General features: G+C 45.2%; 10 protein-coding genes. 9 read left to right on the forward strand and 1 reads right to left on the reverse strand.

Features of this window, described 5'->3' with window-relative positions; genetic code table 11:
* Nucleotides 1–80: 80 nt before the first annotated feature.
* Complete coding sequence (locus tag DWW91_RS20940; RefSeq protein WP_122328836.1) at nucleotides 81–1,928, forward strand: ABC transporter ATP-binding protein; 1,848 nt, start codon at nucleotides 81–83, stop codon at nucleotides 1,926–1,928.
* Between the two features lie 120 nt (nucleotides 1,929–2,048).
* A complete protein-coding gene (locus DWW91_RS20945; RefSeq protein ID WP_370449605.1) occupies nucleotides 2,049–4,427 on the forward strand; it encodes a glycoside hydrolase N-terminal domain-containing protein in 2,379 nt (792 codons plus the stop codon).
* On the opposite strand, the gene DWW91_RS20950 is transcribed toward DWW91_RS20945, so the two are convergent.
* A complete protein-coding gene (locus tag DWW91_RS20950; protein ID WP_122328838.1) occupies nucleotides 4,424–5,521 on the reverse strand; it encodes a porin in 1,098 nt (365 codons plus the stop codon). The two genes, DWW91_RS20945 and DWW91_RS20950, sit on opposite strands and share 4 nt — an antisense overlap.
* A gap of 223 nt (nucleotides 5,522–5,744) precedes the next feature.
* Here DWW91_RS20950 and DWW91_RS20955 point away from each other — a divergent pair, with 223 nt between their 5' ends.
* The 7 genes from DWW91_RS20955 (at nucleotide 5,745) to DWW91_RS28170 (ending at nucleotide 16,596) form a co-directional block, all read left to right on the forward strand.
* Entirely contained in the window at nucleotides 5,745–6,842 is a 1,098-nt protein-coding gene (locus tag DWW91_RS20955; protein WP_122328839.1) for a glycoside hydrolase family 105 protein, read from the forward strand.
* A 38-nt stretch (nucleotides 6,843–6,880) separates the two neighbouring features.
* Complete coding sequence (locus DWW91_RS20960; protein ID WP_228100070.1) at nucleotides 6,881–7,570, forward strand: DUF5018 domain-containing protein; 690 nt, start codon at nucleotides 6,881–6,883, stop codon at nucleotides 7,568–7,570.
* Nucleotides 7,571–7,591: 21 nt separating this feature from the next.
* Nucleotides 7,592–10,669 (forward strand): TonB-dependent receptor, encoded by a 3,078-nt coding sequence (locus tag DWW91_RS20965; protein WP_010800610.1) that lies wholly within the window; start codon nucleotides 7,592–7,594, stop codon nucleotides 10,667–10,669.
* A gap of 12 nt (nucleotides 10,670–10,681) precedes the next feature.
* Nucleotides 10,682–12,139, forward strand: a complete 1,458-nt coding sequence (locus tag DWW91_RS20970; RefSeq protein WP_122328895.1) for a RagB/SusD family nutrient uptake outer membrane protein — start codon at nucleotides 10,682–10,684, stop codon at nucleotides 12,137–12,139.
* Nucleotides 12,140–12,151: 12 nt separating this feature from the next.
* Nucleotides 12,152–12,751: a fasciclin domain-containing protein gene (locus DWW91_RS20975; RefSeq protein WP_122328840.1), complete on the forward strand. Its 600-nt coding sequence runs from the start codon at nucleotides 12,152–12,154 to the stop codon at nucleotides 12,749–12,751.
* 78 nt (nucleotides 12,752–12,829) lie between these two features.
* Nucleotides 12,830–15,274, forward strand: coding sequence for a heparinase II/III family protein (locus DWW91_RS28165; RefSeq protein WP_233584542.1), 2,445 nt, complete (start codon nucleotides 12,830–12,832; stop codon nucleotides 15,272–15,274).
* The gene (locus DWW91_RS28170) at nucleotides 15,271–16,596 is read left to right on the forward strand and encodes a heparinase II/III family protein (RefSeq protein WP_233584543.1); all 1,326 of its coding nucleotides are present in this window, start codon (nucleotides 15,271–15,273) and stop codon (nucleotides 16,594–16,596) included. Before DWW91_RS28165 ends, DWW91_RS28170 begins: the two co-directional genes overlap by 4 nt.
* Nucleotides 16,597–16,629: the final 33 nt, after the last annotated feature.

Here is a 16,629-nt window from a genome sequence, read left to right on the forward strand (position 1 = left end):
ATGCAAACATAAGTCGAAACGTTGCACCGCCTGTTTTTTATGAGTAACTTGCGCGCCAAATCCAATCGAACTAAATAAACATGAAAGATTTCATACGCATATTACGGCGTTTTGTGCCTCCTTATAAGAAGTATATGGTGTCGAACATTGTGTTCAATATTTTATCCGCCATACTGAATCTGTTCTCTTTTGCCCTGATTATTCCGATATTGAATATATTGTTCAAACTGAATGATGATGTTTATTCTTATAAAGCCTGGGTGTTTGATCCCTGGACCTGGGAAAGCTGGAAAGGTACTCCCGAACTGATAAAGAACAATTTCTTCTGGTTTGTCAGCGACCTGATTGAAAAAGAGGGAGGCTCATTTACACTGATCGTTTTAGGTGCTTTCCTTATTATCTCTACGTTCCTGAAAGTGGGTACGATGTACATGGCTTTTTTTACGATGATCCCTATCCGTACAGGGGTTGTTCGTGATATCCGTAACCAGATCAATAAGAAAATTACTGAACTCCCCCTGGGATTTTTCTCGGAAGAGCGCAAGGGGGACATCATTGCCCGTGTCTCCGGCGATGTGAACGAGGTGGAGACCTCCATCATGAGTTCCCTGGATATGTTGTTCAAGAATCCGATCCTGATCATTATCTATCTGATCGGTATGATCGTTATCAGTTGGCAGCTGACTGTTTTCGTCCTTGTACTGTTGCCTTTGGCGGGTTATGTGATGGGACAGGTAGGGAAGAAACTGAAACGTAAATCGCTGGAAGGCCAGCAACAATGGGGCGGCTTGATGAGCCAGATCGAAGAGACTTTAGGCGGCTTGCGCATTATCAAAGCATTCAATGCCGAGAAGAAAATACAGGCTCGTTTCGAGAGCAGTAATGACCGATTCCGTCGGACCACCATCCGTATCTATCGCCGACAGCAGATGGCGCATCCGATGAGTGAGTTTCTGGGAACGGCTACTATCGCCATCGTTCTTTGGTATGGAGGTACGCTTATCCTGAGTAACCATAGCACGATCGATGCCTCCACATTTATTTATTACCTGGTTATCTTTTATAGTATTATTAATCCGGCGAAAGATTTAAGTAAGTCTGTTTATGCCATCCAGAAAGGGCTGGCTTCTATGGATCGTATCGATAAGATCTTGAAAGCTGAAAGTAATATCAATGATCCGGCTGATCCTAAGAAGATAGAATTGAATAAGGAAATACGATATAACAATATTTGGTTTAAATACCAGCATGACTGGGTGTTGAAAGGTGTTGACCTGGTAATCCCTAAGGGAAAGACCGTCGCATTGGTTGGCCAGTCCGGTTCCGGTAAAAGTACGCTGGTGGATCTGCTGCCACGTTTTTATGATGTGGATAAGGGAAGCATTACTATTGACGGAACGGATATCCGCGATGCCTCCCTCTACGATTTGCGCGGCCTGATGGGGAATGTGAATCAGGAAGCGATCCTTTTCAATGATACCTTCTTCAATAATATCTCTTTCGGAGTGGAAGGAGCGACATTGGAACAGGTGAAGGAAGCCGCGCGTATCGCAAATGCGCATGAGTTTATCATGGCGAGCGAAGATGGCTACAATACCAATATCGGTGACCGGGGCGGTAAACTTTCCGGCGGACAGCGTCAGCGTATCAGTATCGCCCGCGCCATCCTGAAAAACCCGCCGATCCTGATCCTCGACGAGGCAACCTCCGCATTGGATACGGAGTCGGAACGCCTGGTGCAGGAAGCATTGGAAAACCTGATGCGTAACCGTACTACGATCGTTATTGCCCACCGTCTTTCCACGATTCGTAATGCAGACGAGATCTGTGTGATGCATGAAGGTGAGATCGTTGAACGTGGCCGTCATGAAGAACTGCTGGATTTGAATGGCTATTATAAGAGGCTGTGTGACATGCAAAGTTTCTGATACCGCTTGAATTATAATTTTATTAATAATACTATGAACTCGATTCGATTAAAGGAAATAGGACGGAAAATAATTCGTCCTTCTATTGTTGCTTTATTGGTATTGCTGGCTTCCTGTGATATGGCAGAAGTAAAAACAGCCAATAAGATCGCTTATCACTTTGATGAACCTGCCCGCATCTGGGAGGAAACTCTGCCATTGGGAAATGGCCGGCTGGGAATGATGCCCGACGGTGGAATCAATAAGGAAAACATCCTGTTGAATGAAATTTCCATGTGGTCCGGAAGCAAACAGGATACGGATAACCCGCAGGCCGTCTGGTCGTTGGCAAATATACGCCGTCTGCTTTTTGAAGGGAAAAACGACGAAGCACAGGACCTGATGTATCGCACCTTTGTTTGTAAAGGGGCTGGTAGCGGTCAAGGACAGGGTGCCAATGTTCCCTATGGTAGTTACCAGTTGCTGGGAAATCTGGTGCTGGATTATGTATATGTAGACGGTTCCGATTCCGTAGCCGCTTACCGTCGTGAGTTGAATCTGAACGATGCGATAGCCTCTACTTCTTTCCGCAAGGGAAAAGTGAATTACAGCCGTGAGTCGTTTACCTCTTTCTCCGGTGATCTGGGTGTGGTTCATTTGATGGCAGATGCCGATAAGGCGCTTAACTTTACGGTGGGGATGAACCGTCCCGAACATTATGCCTTGTCGGTCGACGGAAAGGACTTGCTGATGAAAGGACAATTGCCGGACGGCGTGGATACGCTGGAAATGAAAGGTATTAAATATGGCGCCCGTGTACGGGTTCTCCTGCCTAAAGGCGGTTCTCTGATCTCCGGGGACAGTTCATTAACCGTTCAGAATGCCTCCGAAGCCATCCTTCTGGTGAGTATGGTGACTAATTATAAGAACGAAGGATTTGAAGACCAACTGTTCTCTTTGCTGGCCGAGTCGGAAAGAAAAGATTATTCCACCTTGAGAAAGGAGCATGTCAATGCCTATCGTTCCCTGTTCGACCGGGTCGATCTGGACCTGGGTCGTTCCGCAAGGGATGAGATGCCGATCAATGAACGTTTGCATGCTTTCCAGGAGGATCAGAACGATCCGTCGCTGGGGGCCCTTTATTTCCAGTTCGGGCGTTATCTGCTGATCTCGTCAACCCGTACCGGTTCATTGCCTCCTAATCTTCAGGGATTATGGTGTAATACGATCAATACTCCCTGGAACGGCGACTATCATTTGAATATCAATTTCCAGATGAATCACTGGCCCGCAGAAGTAACGAACCTTTCCGAATTGCATCTCCCGATGATCGAGTGGACGAAACAGCAGGTAGAAAGTGGAGAACGTACAGCCAAAGTCTTTTATAATGCACGTGGCTGGGTGACACATATCCTGGGTAATGTATGGGAATTTACTGCTCCGGGCGAACATCCTTCCTGGGGAGCGACCAATACGTCTGCCGCCTGGTTATGCGAACATCTGTTTACCCACTATCAATATACACTGGATAAAGAATATCTGAAAGAGGTCTATCCGGTGATGAAAGGTGCTGCTTTATTTTTTACGGATATGTTGGTTCGTGACCCGCGAAATAATTATTTGGTAACGGCTCCTACCACTTCGCCTGAAAATGCTTACCGTATGCCGAACGGCAAAGCTATACATATCTGTGCCGGTTCGACTATGGATAATCAGATTGTCCGTGAGCTGTTTACCAATACGATTGCGGCTGCCAATATCCTCGGAGTTGATTCTGCTTTTTGTCAGGAACTGGCGGATAAGCGTTCCCGTCTGATGCCGACTACGATCGGTAAGGATGGCCGTATCCTGGAATGGCTTGAACCCTATGAAGAAGTCGAACCGCATCATCGTCATGTTTCCCACCTGTATGGACTTTATCCGGGAAATGAAATCTCTATGGAGCATACCCCCGAACTGGCGGAAGCTGCCCGTAAGACACTCGAAGCACGAGGTGATAAGAGTACTGGTTGGTCGATGGCCTGGAAGATCAATTTCTGGGCACGTTTGCATGATGGCGACCATGCTTATAAACTGTTGGTCGACCTGCTGCGTCCCTGTGTGGAAAAAACGACGAATATGGTGAATGGAGGCGGTTCTTATCCGAATCTGTTCTGTGCGCATCCGCCGTTCCAGATCGATGGCAATTATGGAGGTTGTGCCGGTATTGCCGAAATGCTTGTACAGAGCCAGACCGGAAATATCGAGTTGCTTCCGGCTTTGCCTACAGCCTGGAAGACCGGTAGTTTCAAAGGACTCAAAGTTCAGGGTGGTGGCGAAGTGTCAGCTAAATGGGCAGAAGGAAAAATGACGGAAGCCGGACTTAAAGCCGTTGTTCCGGGAACATTCCGCATCAAACTGCCTGCCGAATCTTCTAATATGAGTATTAAAATGAATCAGAAACCAGCCTCCTTACCGGTTATCGACGGTATGTTGACAGTAGAGATGGAGGCAGGAGATTCGTTGTTGCTACAGTTTTAAAATAAAGGAATCTTATAAACAAACCCTACGGAAAGGCGTCCGGTGTTCTCTGCAAAGACATCGAACGCCTTTGCTTTTTCTGTCAGGTTGTAAGCCCGTCCGGTACCTGTCATGAAAAGATGCAGGTTGTCGTCTCCCATCGGGTAGAACTCGACCCCTCCCTGATATCCCCAGGCGGTACGGTATTTACCCGACTCGTAAGGACCGTTAGCCTTGTATACGGATGCAGTTTCGTACATCCCTTTTACGAACAGGTTCCACTTCGGATGGATCTGATAATTCAAACGGGCGACCAGCGATAGATAACTCGTATTTCCTATTGAAGCCCCGTTCTCTTCGTCTTCGGGTTCGAACTGCTCGGCCAGCAATCCCATCGGGTCCATCTTGCCCCGGGTGTACATCACATCGAAATATCCCAGGAATTTTCCGGCTTCCACCTGCTGTCCGCCCCATACCATCCACATCCAGTTCCCTTTGGCCTGTTGTCCGGCTGTAACGGAATAACGAAGAGATAACATCTCATCCAGATAGCTGCTGTTCCATCCCAGGTTATAGAAAGAAGGAGATTTGCTGCGGTTATCGTTGCCGTTCGTCACTTGTACACAGATCTCCTGTGTTCCGGTAGGTTCATAGCTGACGGCGACTCCTGTAAAATAGCATTCCATCCAGTCATTCATATCACTGTAATCGTAAATCCGGTAAGGATATTCGTCGTATTCGAACCCACCCCAGGCAGCATCCTGCTTTCCGGCAGTGACGGAGAATTTTTCGGAGAGTTGGAAGTTCACCCACGCATTCTCGATATAAGAACCGAATCCGTTGGCACGCACCCATTCATTCCGGTAACAGAGCACCTGGCGGTAGGCATAGGAAAGCCAGGGGAGGACGGTGCCGGTCGCTTCCACCTTGAAATCATTCAACAGAAAACGGTCGCGTTCGGTTTCCCCGGAAAGCGCTTCGTTATAAGAACCATGAGTTTCGAGCGACAGTTTGAATACTTCCGTATTGTTAGGAATTAACGTCTTCTGCGAAGTAGCGGTAAAAGTAGTTCCCGTCAGCAAGGCCGACAGGCAAAATACAGTCAGTCGTTTCATGAATCTTTTTCTGTTTGTTGATTTGGGGTGCAAAGATATATATAAACGGGTAATATGGCAATAAGAGAGCTTTTGCTCATTTGTCTTCAAATTTAGTGCAAATCGTTTTTTTCTGCTTTTTCCTGTGTAAAAGGCAAATAGAGACAAAAGGATGCTTATTCGGACAAAAGACCTTTTCCTTATCCCTGTACTTTTGGACTAAAAATCACCTAAATCGCAAATCATGAAATTGAAATTTGTTTTTGTCAGTGTATTAACAATCCAGCTTTGTTCCTGCTCTTTTTCTGGAGAAAAGAAATCGGCTGAAGAAGATATTTATTCAAAAGCATTTATTAAAGAGAAAATGCTCGATGTTTTCCGATGGCAGGTTAACCATCCGGTAGATATAAATGCGGAACAGGAACAGTGGGCCCGTTCTGTCTTTTATTCCGGTATAATGTATGCGTATCAGACAACTGCTGATCCGGCCTATCTGGAACAGACAAAGAAATGGGCGGATGGATGGAACTGGAAAAGAGGACGCCGGTACCGCCATGCAGACGATCTGGCCTGTGGGCAGGCTTATCTGGATGCCTATAAAGCAGAGAAGGAACCGAAGATGCTTCACGGGATACAGGAAGCAATAGATAGTCTGATCGCTGACCCTCAACCCGGTCGTGTCGATTGGTGGTGGTGCGATGCCTTATATATGGAACCGCCGGTGCTGGCCCGTCTGGCTACTATAACAGGTGATGGTAAATATTACGACTATCTGCAAGAAATGTATTGGGATTCAACTGATTTTCTGTATAGTAAAGATGATAGTCTTTTCTTTAGGGACAAGCGTTATTTCAATGCATTGACAACCAATGGAAAGAAAGTATTCTGGGGACGGGGAAATGCCTGGGTGGTAGGCGGGTTGGCCCAACTCTTATCGCTGATTCCGGAAAAGAGTCCGATTTATAAGGATTATGAGGAACTGTATATGCAAATGATAACAAAAATAGCATCTGTTCAGCAACCGGACGGACTCTGGCGTGCGAGTCTTCTGGATCCGGAAGAAGTGCCCGTAAAAGAAACCAGCAGCAGCACATTTTTCACTTATGCCATGATCTGGGGAATTAATAACGGATTATTGTCTCGGGATATTTATATGACTAAAGTACGCCGGGCATGGACTGCCTTGCTGGAGTGTATAGATGAAAACGGGAAATTGGGATATGTACAGGCTATCGGCGCTAGTCCTGAAAATGTAAAGGCAGCGGATAACCAGGAATATGGCAGCGGTGCTTTTCTGATGGTCGCATCCGAGATGTATAAATTCGCAGAGAGAGAAAAATAAAATAATAGATGTTTAACCTTTTTAGTTGTATTCGACACATGAAAAAACTAAGTATTTATTTAAGCACGTTTCTGTGCCTTATCTTTATCGGTTTTGGTTGTGGCAGTGAAGATCTTAGTGATTATCCGCCATCCAACATGCGTAGTATTGTTCGCTTTACATTGAACCCTGCCCAGAACGGAGGCAATGTTTTTGTACAGCACATTGCTACTATCGACCAGAGTAAAAAAACAATTACGTTGAAGCTGCCTTCACATCTGGACCTGAAGGAGATTCGTCCGGAGATTGTGGCGGCTCCCTGGACGAGTGTCACTCCCAAAAGCCTGGAGGCTGTCGATTTTTCCGCTGGTCTCATTGAATATACGGTTGTAGCGGAAAGCGGGAAAAAAGCCGTTTATGAAGTGGTTCTGGATATGACGTACAAGTATGCGGCCTGTCAATTGTATTCTGTTGCTATCCCTGCTGTTGCAGACCCGGAAACGGGAGAACCGGTGAAAGCGGTTTGTAATGAGAATAACAAAACTGCGACTCTTGTGGTGCCCGCAAACACAGATCTGACAAAACTGGTTCCGAAATTTGAACTTTCTCCAGAGTCTTTTAATGCCTCGTTTGACAAACCGGATGGAAAGGCCTATGATTTTACAGAACCTGTTCAATTCACAGTCACTTCGGAAGATGGCAAGAAGACTGCCACTTATACGGTCTCTGTAACAACGAAACAAGAATAATCACTTTAAATTCAGTATACAATGAACCACATTAATAAATACAGACAGTTTTTGCTCCTGTTGCTCTTTGTTAGCATTGGGACTGTCCTTTCTGCTCAGAATATACAAGTCACCGGTACAGTCACCGACAAACTGGGTCCGATGGCCGGCGTCAATATCGTATTGAAGGGAACACAAACCGGTACTATGACCGATATGGACGGTAAGTATTCGATCCAGGTGCCGGCTACCGGTGTTTTGGAATTTACGTTCCTGGGATATAATACACAAACGGTCAATGTCAATAGCCGGAAAATTATCCATGTAAGTATGGAAGAATCTTCCCAGGCTTTGGATGAAGTTGTCGTTGTCGGTTACGGTTCGATGAAGAAAAGGGATATTACCGGTTCTATCGTTTCTGTAAGTGATAAGGATATACAGTCCAATGAACCTGTAAACATTGCGTCTGCCCTACAGGGGAAAGTCTCAGGTCTGGATATTATGAGTACTTCCGAACCGGGTACTGCCGCTACATTCCGTATTCGTGGTACCTCCACTTTGAGTGACGGCGGCTCCAATCCGTTGTTTATTGTTGACGGAATGGAAGTTTCGAATATCGATAATATCAATCCGCGTGACATAGCATCCGTCGAGGTCTTGAAGGATGCCGCCTCTGCTGCCATCTACGGTTCCCGCTCTGCCAATGGTGTTGTCATTATTTCTACCAAACAGGGACAGGAAGGAAAAGCAAAAGTTTCTGCCAATTATTCATTGAAACAGTCACGGATAGGTAAAAAACTGGCCCAGATGAGCCGCTTGCAAGGTATCCAATATGAAACTTTACGTAATTTCCTGAACGGCAATTATACGACGATCGCCAACCGCGACTCTTTGAACCCGTCCATGACTGCTGACAATTTCTATCAGGATTTGTTGTTCAGGCATGCGTGGACAAACCAGGTGGATGTCAGCGTTTCCGGTGCGGAAAAGAAATTGAAATATTTTGTCAGTGCAGGTTATCTGGGAGAGCAGGGTATTCAGGTCAACACCTTTAATAAACGTTTGACAACTCGTATCAATGCCGATTACAACGCGACTCCGCGTCTGACTATCGGTAATCGTCTGGCATTGACTATTTCCAACCAGCGCAGGTCGACCAGTGAATCCCGGTCGCGTCTCCTTCAGCGTCCTGCCAACTATAATGTGATAGAACCCGACGGCAGTTATACCCCGATTCTGGCAAGCCGTAGTAATCCTTTGGCTGAAAGTATGGTCGGAAAGAATAATTATAAGATATACAATCTGGACCTGTACGAGTTTCTGGAATACAAGATTTTGGACGAACTGAAGTTTAAAGCCAGTATTGCCGGTAGTATCAATTTACAGAAATACCAGAGCTTCCGTCCGGCTATCCTGGATGTGAACGGACGTCGTAAATCGACCAACCAGGACGATACGAAAACCAGTTGGACACATGAAGATGTGCTGACTTATAATAAAACGTTCAATAAAGACCATGCGTTAACCGTGTTGGGAGGTTTCAGTCTTCAGGAATTTAAAACGGAAATGACGAAACTGGCCGTTGTCGATAATATCAGTGACGCCATTGAAATTTCAAATGCCTATGGTGGTGTGGATATGACCAATACGAAAGCGACCTGGACTGCGAACCGGCTGGCTTCTTTCTTCGGACGTATCTCGTACAGTTATAAAGGTAAGTACCTGTTTAATTCAAACTTGCGTTACGACGGTTCTTCCCGTTTCGGTACGGATAAACGCTGGGGCTTTTTCCCGTCAGCTTCATTGGGATGGAGATTTTCGGATGAAGTTTTTATGAAATGGATGAAACCGGTAGTCAGCGATTCCAAATTACGACTGAGTTATGGTGTAACGGGTAACCAGGTTGCCGGAAATTTCTCTTCTTTGGGATTGTACACAACAAATTTCTATGCGGATATGCCGGGTATTTATCCGAACCAGTTAGAGAACAGGAATCTGGGATGGGAACAGACGCAGCAGTACAATATCGGTCTCGATGTCTCTGTCCTGGACGGAAGAATCGGATTGATAGCTGATTATTATAACAAAAAGACTTCAGATGTTCTTTATCAGGTTAAATTACCGCAAACATCCGGTTTCAGCAGTTCTTATCAGAATATTGGCGATGTAAAAAATACAGGATGGGAAATAACGGTGAATTCAACCAATATTAAAACGAAAGATTTCCAGTGGAATACCTCATTGAACCTTTCGTTCAATAAGAATACGATCGTTTCCATTCCGGAGGGCGGACAACAGTTTATCAATACGGTATATATCCTGGATAAGGGATATGCGGTAGGAACTATGTATGGATGGAAAGCTAATGCTATTTTCCCGTATGATGAATCGAATGCCTTTACCCCCGACTGGAAACAGCTTACTCCGATATTTGATGAAAAAGACCGCTTTACCGGCTATGAACTGGATGGCAAGGCTTATGACGGCGAGATCAAACAGTATCGTTATAATACGGCAGCCGGTGATGTTTTCAAAGGCGGTGATGTTATGTGGGACGATGTCAATAAGGACGGTATCATCGATGCCAAAGACCGTCAGGTACTGGGTTGCGGACAGCCGGACGTGATCGGAGGTTTCAATAACGACTTTACGTATAAAGGATTCACACTTTCTTTGTTCTTCTCCTTTGCCATAGGCGGAGATGTATTCAATGCTTACGAGCAGAGCCGTTCGGAACATAAATGGTCGGCTATCACCCGCGGTAACCCAGCTAATATCGCTAATTCATGGAAAGCTCCCGGCGATATAGCCAAGTTCCCGAAACCAAATGGTGCGGCAGTCATGGATAATACCCGCTTTGCCAGCAGTCTCTGGATCGAGGATGGTTCGTATATCCGTTTGAAGAATATCCGTCTGGCTTATGAATTGCCTAAAAATATCGTGAAAAAGATCGGTGTTGAATCATTGAGCGTATCAGCTATGATGCAAAACTTCTTTACCTGGTCGAACTATTCCGGTTTCGACCCTGAATTACCAAGCAGCGGATTTGCCGTAGGTTATGATAATAACTCCTATCCGAAGGCAAAAGATATTCTGTTCGGAGTAAATGTTAACTTTTAAATGTATATGAAGATGAAAAAGATATATGCAGTTTTCTTGTCGACTCTTTTGTTCACCTCTTGCCTGAATGATTTTCTGGATGTGGACCCCGTGAGTGATATTGCAACTTCCACTTTCTGGCAGACTGATAATGATGTCCGTGCCGCATTGAATTCTGTTTATGCGGATTTCCAGACAAACTATAATAAGAACAGTGCCGGTAATTATATGACCTGGTTTGAGATGCGCTCCGATAACTTTGTGGGAACAACGGTTTCCAGCAGTATGCCTACCTATGCCGCCAATACCAATAAACTGAATTCATCGCATGTCTCTGCTGATTGGAATGTGTGGTATAAATCTATCTCTACTGTTAATTATGCTTTGCATTATATACCTGATGTGCAGGGACTGACTGCGATTAAGAAGGATAATTATTTGGCTGAGGCTTATTTCTTACGTGCTTTCTGTTATTTCAATCTGGCGAGAATATGGGGAAATGTCCCGTTGGTAGAAAAGCCGACTTTATCTTTGGCTGATGTTGAAAAACCGACTCAGTCTCCTCAGTCGCAAGTGTTGGACCTGGTGGGAAAAGACCTGGAAGAAGCTGTGAAATTAGTGGACGAAGGCCAGAATGATGTGTTCCGTTTCAATCCCGGTGCCTTGTATGCCCTTTATACCGATTACGCCATGTGGATGCGTGACTATGACAAAGCAATTCTTTACTCCGGGAAACTGATGGATTTGAAACGCTATTCGCTTCTCAAAGGGACTGAATTTGCCCAGGTTTGTGCAGACGGTACTACCAGCGAAAACATCTGGACAATGAAATGGTCTTACCAGAATAATAAACAGAACTGGATTATCTATATGATGTGCCGGACAGCTGCTCCGCAGATGATACCTTCGGAAGGAGTGAAGAACTTGTGGAATACGGAGGAATATCGTGTGGACCTTCGCCGTTATCAGACGATCGATACTACGATTGTCTATGCATCCAACCACATATCCAGTCCGAATGGCGATGCATCCATCTGGAAATGGCAACCGGGTGAACGTGTGATTGAAGCAAATGAAAAGTATGTTCCTTTTTACCGTTATGCTGATATTCTATTGCTGAGAGCGGAAGCGCTGAATAAGCAGCAGAGACAGGAAGAAGCACTGGAATTACTGAATATGATCCGTGAGCGGGCGGGACTGTCACTGAAGACGATGGACGATTTTACAAATGCTTCGGACCGGACTCTGGCTATGGAGGATGCTATCCTTCAGGAAAGGCAGCTGGAACTGTTGGGTGAGGGACGCCGTTGGTTTGACCTGATCCGTACAGGCCGGGCGATGAAAGTGATGAACGATTATTTTGAAAATTACATTGAAGCGCAAACAGGTGACGTATGCCCCCGCTTTACAGATGAATGGCAGCTTTACTGGCCGGTATATTATAATAATATTCTGGAAAATGCGAATTTGGTTCAAAATGGTAATTATTAAAAAGATACAGATATGAAAAAAATACTATTCCAACTAATTGCAGGTTGTTTCATGGCTTCAATATTCAGTTCATGCAACCTGTTCGGACTTGATCTGCAAAAGGATTTTGAATATGAATACAGTCCGGTTGAACTGACTATGGATATGTCGGCCTATGCTTTTATTGAAAGCCGTAAAAATATGGATATGTCTTTGCTGTATGACGCAATTACACTGGCCGGTTACCAGCAGGAATATGAAACCAGTGACCGTACTTTCATTCTGTTGAACGATGTGGCGTTTACCAGTTATTTAAAAGATCAACGTTATTCCGGTTTGCAGGCAATGAAAGTAGAAGATATTAAGACATTACTGAATTCATATATTGTAAAGGGACGTTATCATTCTCTGGATCTGACAACTACACCGGTAAAAGTTGAAACCATGAATCCGGATGCAATCATGTATCTGAGCCTGAGACCTCAGAATAATGATGCACAAAATAAGTTTGAAGTCCGGATCAATGACGTGGTAAATTCGGGAAAGGTCGTTTCGGTAGTGACTTCCAATTTGCAGCCGACCAATGGCATTATGCATGTGGTCGACGCTTATCCGGAGTATAAGTTGAAATAATAAATTATGGAAAGTGTTCCGTATGTCCTACGAGACCGGTACACTTTCTTTTTATTCAGTTACCCAAATAGAGAAAAAATGAAACAGTATATCTTATTGATCGCCTTGCTTTTGCCGGTAGTCTTGCATGCACAGTCATTATCCGGGATCTCTTCGCATGAGGTTGTTCCGGAGCACCCCCGTCTTCTTTTAACCAAGGGAGAAGAAACACTGTTGAAGGATAAGATATCTTCCGAGCCTCTGTTGCAAACCTTGCACAACGAGATTATACAGGAATGCGACCGGATGCTTCCGCTACCGGTCCTTACCCGTAACCAGAAAGGGCGCAGAATCTTACATACTTCGCGTGAAGCTATCCGGAGGATTCTTTACCTGTCGTATGCTTTTCGTCTGACGCAGGAGGATACCTATTTTCTGCGGGCGGAAAAAGAGTTGCTGGCAATGGCCGGTCTGTCAGACTGGAATCCCAGTCATTTTTTGGATGTGGCGGAGATGACTTCTGCCGTGTCGATCGGATATGATTGGCTATATCCCCGGTTGTCTGAAAAATCGAGGAAACAGATTGCCGCAGCAATCAGGGAGAAGGGTCTGAAGCCATCGCTGGAAAAACAATATAATGGCTGGCTGGGTGGCAATAACAATTGGAACCAGGTTTGTAATGGAGGCATTACTTTTGGGGCACTCGCCTTGTATGAATTACAACCGGAGGAGTCTGCAGCTCTGATAAACCGTGCCCTGGAGTCGATACGCAAACCGATGACCGTCTATGTGAATAACGGGGCTTATCCCGAAGGATACGGTTACTGGATTTATGGGACGACCTATAATGTGTTGTTCATTGATCTGCTGGAAACAATCTGGAAAAAGGATTTTGGCCTTTGCGAGGCCCCCGGATTTTTAAATACAGCCTCTTTTATGCAACATATGGAAGGTACTGCCAAAGCAGTAAATAAACTGGCTGTCACAAAATCGCTGGAACGTGTTGCAGAATCAAAACATGCCAGTCTACAATGTTTTAACTTTGCCGATAACGGGAGTTCCACAGTCGTGAATCCGGTTATGTATTGGTTTGCCGGAAAGACGAATACCCCTTCGCTTATCTGGAGAGAACTGGATAAGTTGAAAACGCTTGAAGTCAGAAAAGATCCCAGTCTGACTAAAGACCGTTATCTCCCCATGTTGCTTATATGGAGTAAGGATCTCTCGTTTAAAGACGTCACGACTCCTGTCGAACGGATGTATACGGGACAAGGTAAAAGTGCTCTTGCTATTATGCGGACTTCCTGGGAATCGGATAACGCTATTTACCTGGGTGTGAAGGGAGGAACCCCGAAAGAAAGCCATGGACATATGGATATAGGCTCTTTTGTGATGGAGTCGGATGGCATCCGGTGGGCAATGGATTTCGGGGCACAGGATTATCATTCGCTGGAATCGAAAGGTATTGACCTGTGGAATATGACGCAGGAATCTCCCCGCTGGGATGTGTTCCGCTATAACAATATGGCTCATAATACATTGACTGTAAATGGAAAGAAACAGATCATAGCAGGACATGCCCCGGTGGAAAATATTACAGAGAAGGACCGACTGATGTCTGTTTCAATGGATCTTACGTCTTTATACCAAACGGAAGTCAGTAGCCTGAAAAGAGGTGCCGGGATTATCAATAACGAATATGTCCTGATCCGTGATGAAATCCGGACGAATGACAAGGCGGCTTCGATCCGGTGGAATCTGCTGACAGCCGCTACCCCTCAGATCATTGATGACCATACCATTGTACTTGTCATGGACGGAAAGAAACTGACAATACAAGCAGAAGGGACGGTTGCGATAAAGAGCAGGACCTGGAGTACGGAATCTCCCCATGAGTATGATGCTTCCAATAAAGGAACTATCTTTGTTGGATTCGAATTTGAAGTTCCGGCAAATACCCGGCAGTGTGTAGATGTTTGCCTGATACCCGGAGAAAAGAAGCCTTTTGCTTTGGCTGCGCAAGTACCGAAAAGTGTTCCTTTTGAAGAGAATAACCGGCAGCGGATCAATGAAATTGCCGGTTACCTGGAGGAAGAACCTGCTGGTTTTGGCGTATCCTATCACAACCGTGCGGAGTGGGAAAAGATTAAAGATAAAATTGACTATCCTTCTGTATTGAAAAAGGCTGAGGAGGTCTTGAATACGGAAATGCCGGCGTGGGATGATGAACTTTACCTGGAATTTTCGAAGAATGGGGTCAGGCCTCCCGGCGAGAAAATGCTGAATGCCCGGAAATCACGTCTGGCACCGTTGGTCTGGGCTGAATGTATGGAGAATAAAGGGCGTTTTGTCCCTAAAATAGAATCGACCCTAAAAGACCTGATCTCTCATCGTTCCTGGATACTTCCGGCCCACGATACGTATCTGAACGTGTTTTACGGGAAAAAACATGAAGTGGACCTGGCTGCGGCAGCTTTTGTCCATGAGTTGGCAGAGACTCTTTATTTCTTGGATGATAAGATCAGTGAACCGGTCAGGCAGTGATAGACTCCATGTATGTCCGTGTTTTCAATCCGGTTAAAGATGCTTTACAAACGGGGAAAGGATATACTTTTAACTGGTTCAATAATACGAATAACTGGAATGCCGTTTGTCTGGCAGGGGTTACCAGTGCTGCTGTCGGGGTTATAAAAGATAGGAAGGAACGTGCCCTGTTTGTTGCCGCAGCCGAATATTATTCACAGAACAGTGTGCTGGGATATACGGACGACGGATATTGTACGGAAGGGTTGGGATATTTTAATTACGGGTTCCAGCATTACATCATTTTACGGGAACAGTTGTATCAGCGCACCAAAGGCACTATAGACTTGTTCAAGAGTGAAAAGATGAAAAAGATAGCGATGTATGGCATCAATTTCGAAATTATCAACGGTGCTTATCCGGCTTTTGCCGATTGCCGGATCGGAACGACTGTCTCTCCGCTGATTTTATGGTATTGTAACCATAATCTGGGATTGGGGTTGTCTGCTTATGATCAGATCGATACCCGGGAGCTCCGGCCTTCGGTTTTTACTGCGATGTTACTTTTCCCGAATACAGCCTTACAGACATCCAGCCATGCTGAAAGTGCAGCAAAGACAGCCGGAAAACAACCGATCAGAATGTTCTTTGACAAAGCTGGTGTGTTGATTTGTCGTCCGGAAAATCCAACAGCACATTCGATGGGAGTTGCCCTGAAGGGCGGAAATAATGCCGAACATCACAATCATAATGATGTGGGAAGTTATTCTCTTATCATAGGAGATGAGACACTGGCGGGTGATCCGGGAGGTCCTTATCATTATGCCGGTGCGATGTGGACGGATAAACGGTATACATTCAAGTCGATTTCCTCTTTCGGCCATCCTGTCGCAGTGATAGACCAGGCGTTACAGGGAGCCGGAAAAGAATACCGGGCAGAAATCATCGGAACGGATTTTACGGCTGCCCGTGATGAATATGTCTTGGACTTAACGAGTGCTTACGATTGTCCGAATCTGAAATCATATACCCGTAAATTTGTGTTTGACCGTAGCGGAAAAGGTAGTTTGCTGATAGAAGATCGTTTCGAATTGGATCAGGCCGGCTCTTTTGAATCTGCTGTTACGACACTGGTCGACTGGCAGGAAAAGGGAGACAATACAATAAAACTGTCAGGTAAGCAACATACAGTCAATGTAAAAATAGAAGTATCATCTCCGAAAGGATATACCATTATCCCGGAAAAAATACAGGAAAACGGTCCTGAGTTTTCCCGTATCGGAATCCGTCTGAATGAAAAGTCAAAAAAAGGCTACATCCGTATATTTTTCGAAGCTGAATAAAGAACTCTCCCCTGAATATCCTATATTTGGGGG

Source organism: Parabacteroides sp. AF17-3, assembly GCF_003635445.1.
Lineage (GTDB): Bacteria > Bacteroidota > Bacteroidia > Bacteroidales > Tannerellaceae > Parabacteroides > Parabacteroides goldsteinii.

Coding starts and splice junctions, on each gene's coding strand:
- DWW91_RS28165 (WP_233584542.1), top strand. CDS start 12,830: ATGAAACAGTATATCTTATTGATCGCCTTGCTTTTGCCGGTAGTCTTG.
- DWW91_RS20950 (WP_122328838.1), bottom strand. CDS start 5,521: ATGAAACGACTGACTGTATTTTGCCTGTCGGCCTTGCTGACGGGAACT.
- DWW91_RS20940 (WP_122328836.1), top strand. CDS start 81: ATGAAAGATTTCATACGCATATTACGGCGTTTTGTGCCTCCTTATAAG.
- DWW91_RS20945 (WP_370449605.1), top strand. CDS start 2,049: ATGGCAGAAGTAAAAACAGCCAATAAGATCGCTTATCACTTTGATGAA.
- DWW91_RS20965 (WP_010800610.1), top strand. CDS start 7,592: ATGAACCACATTAATAAATACAGACAGTTTTTGCTCCTGTTGCTCTTT.
- DWW91_RS20955 (WP_122328839.1), top strand. CDS start 5,745: ATGAAATTGAAATTTGTTTTTGTCAGTGTATTAACAATCCAGCTTTGT.
- DWW91_RS20970 (WP_122328895.1), top strand. CDS start 10,682: ATGAAAAAGATATATGCAGTTTTCTTGTCGACTCTTTTGTTCACCTCT.
- DWW91_RS20975 (WP_122328840.1), top strand. CDS start 12,152: ATGAAAAAAATACTATTCCAACTAATTGCAGGTTGTTTCATGGCTTCA.
- DWW91_RS20960 (WP_228100070.1), top strand. CDS start 6,881: ATGAAAAAACTAAGTATTTATTTAAGCACGTTTCTGTGCCTTATCTTT.